The organism is Anoxynatronum buryatiense (assembly GCF_900182905.1).
Taxonomy (GTDB): domain Bacteria; phylum Bacillota; class Clostridia; order Peptostreptococcales; family Tindalliaceae; genus Anoxynatronum; species Anoxynatronum buryatiense.
Genome location: NZ_FXUF01000041.1, coordinates 1 through 1,883 on the forward strand (window position 1 = coordinate 1; position 1,883 = coordinate 1,883).

The 1,883-nt window shown below is 34.2% G+C and carries 1 protein-coding gene; it reads right to left on the reverse strand.

Going from position 1 to position 1,883, the window contains the following annotated elements; translation table 11 throughout:
- Positions 1-1,168: 1,168 nt before the first annotated feature.
- Positions 1,169-1,883: hypothetical protein (locus tag QOL74_RS18315; protein WP_283410952.1), on the reverse strand; the 715-nt coding region annotated here is incomplete at its 5' end.

Sequence of the window (1,883 nt, forward strand, 5' to 3'; positions counted from 1 at the left end):
CCGTGTAAAACTATTGTGTCACACAAAAAAATGGAGCAAGTAATTGGAAGATGTTGGAGGAATGGCCAGTGTAGAACTTTTGTGTAAATCTACAGAGTACGATTCAAAGTTTAGGTGCAATTATGATATGTTGGTTGAAAAGTGCAAGAAGTGAAGATATACCGTATTCACACAAATATCATAAAAAAGATATCCTCTAAGGAAAAAAATGATGTTGTCAAATCTAATAGTATTAGCTTTTGAAAATTTGCTTGAAGTTCGCTAAGATAAATTATTCTGTTTTGTCCCAGCTATCACGATGAGAAGCCATCCTCATCATAGAAAGATTAGGAATGCCGTCCAGCATTTTTTCCTTAGTGGCGAAATTGTTAAGTAGAACTTACATTGAAGAATCAGCAGTCTAAAATAGAATAAAAAGAGCAACTGATAATAACGGATGTTATACTACAAGCGGTTAATTCAAGGGTGTTCTTTCCATTATTGAAAACTGGTTGAAAAGTGGTCAAAAAAACGCAACATCACACCTTAGAAGTTGGTAAATTATTAAATTATATTTTGATGAGTTTATTGATATTACTACATTAGAGCATGGTTAGTAATTTCACTTTTTGTTTACGTTACAAAAAAGATGCAAAATCGGGGTTTATTTGATAACGGAGAATAGCCGTAAGCATTGCAGGATAAGGCTTTGATGTTGATTTGAAATTTCACTTTTTGTTTATGCTACAAAAAAGATGCAAAATCGGGGTTTATTTGATAACGGAGAATAGCCGTAAGCATTGCAGGATAAGGCTTTGATGTTGATTTGAAATTTCACTTTTTGTTTATGCTACAAAAAAGATGCAAAATCGGGGTTTATTTGATAACGGAGAATAGCCGTAAGCATTGCAGGATAAGGCTTTGATGTTGATTTGAAATTTCACTTTTAACATAAATGAACAAAAAAGGTGCAAAAACAGGGTTATTCTAACAATGCCAGAATCCGGAACCAATTGGTACAGCTTCAATACGACGCAATTTACAATTTCACTTTTTCAAAAACGCGAGAGTTTGCTCCCGTAATCTGGGTAATTCGATTTGTTTTACAAATTACTCCATATTTTTCGAGAAACCATATAATAAGTATTCTATATTATGAATAATTCATAAACCATTCTAAGTATCAAACTTACTCTTGAGACTTCATATGCTTCCGATATACTCTCATCACTTCTGTGTGATTAAGAGTATTGGATAATTTAAGGGCCTTGCTAACTCTTTGAGCAATATCTCGTTGGGATCCTCCTTTATTGACTTCATTACAAACTATTTCTAAGTTGTTCCAAAGTATGTTACTCATCGTTTGTTTTAATGGTTCTCCCCTCTCGGTTTTTTCGGTTTTATATAATTCAGATATAAATTGTTGATCGAATGACTGTCCATTTCTATATTTTTCGCCGAGAATTTTTGCAGCTGCTGTTAGAGAATGTCCGTCACGGTCAACCAAATCCAATAATTCTTGATGATGATTAATCATTAAGGATTGCTGCGTTACAGGCTTCCTTTTCGGATCTTCATCATTTAACCTCTTGTAATGCCTATAAATTTTCAATATTGTTTTGTGATCATATGCGGGTTTTCGGTTTCTTTCAGCTGTGAACAATTGGGCGATCTCGCGATAAGACCTACCCTCATCATGCAGGGTCACGATTCGTTCCCTTGTATTTTTGTTATACAGCCATTCATCTCTTTTTCCACGTCCTTTATTGTATTTATCCATAATATTTGTTTGTTGATCGGCAATTCTTAAATTGCCTATGCTAATCTGATAGTGAGCCAAAAACATACTTTGTGCTGATGAAAAAGTGAGCCACTCCTCAAAATCACCAGATTCCTTGTGCTGA